Source organism: Chloroflexota bacterium, assembly GCA_015478725.1.
Lineage (GTDB): Bacteria > Chloroflexota > Limnocylindria > Limnocylindrales > CSP1-4 > C-114.
Genome location: JADMIG010000116.1, coordinates 1 through 1,409 on the forward strand (window position 1 = coordinate 1; position 1,409 = coordinate 1,409).

At 65.3% G+C, this 1,409-nt stretch carries 1 protein-coding gene; it reads right to left on the minus strand.

All coding sequences use genetic code 11. From position 1 onward, the window contains the following. Positions 1-23: 23 nt before the first annotated feature. Positions 24-1,289: an ISL3 family transposase gene (locus IVW53_16015; GenBank protein MBF6607069.1), complete on the minus strand. Its 1,266-nt coding sequence runs from the start codon at positions 1,287-1,289 to the stop codon at positions 24-26. Between the last annotated feature and the right edge of the window lie 120 nt (positions 1,290-1,409).

A 1,409-nucleotide genomic window follows, 5' to 3' on the forward strand; every position in this document is an offset into this window, starting at 1 on the left:
GGGTCTTCTGCTCCTGTCGTGGGTCATGAATCGGCCGTCCATGGAAGCTGAGGGGCGATACCTGCCCGGTTGAGCATGATCATGGTGATGAAGCTTTCGGGATCGTGGAACCCCCGAGCCGCAGATCGGATCCTGCCGATGGCGGCGTTGTTGGACTCCGAGATCCCGTTGGTGAGTTTCCACTCGAGCGTGGCCTCGATGGAGTCCCGGTAGTGCCGGATGGTCCGGGCCAGCTTCACGAACGGAGGGAGCTTCGATCGTGAGGCGTAGGCCAGCCAGCTGTCGAGTGCCCGGCGTGCGGCCATGAGCGGCATGGCCATGACATCCCTCAGTTCTTCCTTCAGCTGCCAGGCCCGGAACGCTCGCTTGTTGGCCCGTTCCAGATCACGGATGGTGCCCTTCTGCTTGGAGGAGAGGTTCTCCCAGTTGCGCAGCAGCATCCAGCGCAGGCCCTTGAACTCCTTGGCCGCCTGCGCCCCACCGTTTCGCCGGAGTGTGTTCCACTCCTCCCTCCGCACCTCGTCGAGGGCGGCGGTGGCCCACCCGATCAGGTGGAAGGTGTCCAGGCAGACGATGGCTTCGGGTGCCCGCTCGGCGATCACCGACCGGATCCATTCGGCCCCGTCGCAGGTCACGAACTGGAGCTGAGCTGCCCGTTCTTCTCCCAGGGCCTCGAAGAAGGCCCGGACGGTCTCCTTGCTGCGGCCCTTCATGGCCCAGATGACCCGACCGGTCAGGTGGTCACAGACCACGGTCAGGTACTTGTGCCCCTTCTTGTACTTGACCTCGTCGATGGCGATGGCGACCAGGCCGTCCAGCAGGTCGATCCGTCCCAACGCCTCGGTGGCCACCCGGATGCACATATGGTCGACGGCTCGCCAGGAGATGCCGTGACGCTTGGCTGCCGCCAGCTTGTTGGACACGATGGCGTCGAAGACCACCAGGTCTTCGAAGGCCCGGGTGAAGGCACTGTCGTGGCGGGCGAAGGACACCTCGGCGACGGTCACCCCGTGCTCTGGACAGCTGACCCGGGGAGCTTCGGCAACGAGCTCGCAGGTCGCCATGCCCATGTCGATGTGCCGCCACCGTCGCTCACCGCCACCGTTGTCGAACCACGGTGCCATCACGCCGCATCGCCCACAGCGGCCTCGAATCCGGGCTCTGCGCCGCACCCAGACCACCAGCTTCGAGCGCCCACCGTCACCGGCCTCGACCAGCTCCCGTCCCACGACCACCACCGTGGAGACGCACAAACCCAGCAGTTTCCTCAGTACGCTGTTGTCGCGCACGCCGTCCTCCTCCTTCGATTTCCAGTTCAGCGACCAGAAACCGTAGGAATGAGGCGGCGTGTCGCCGCGGATGGTCAGGGTCAGGCCAGGTCAGGCACCCACGACTGCGTCACAAGACCC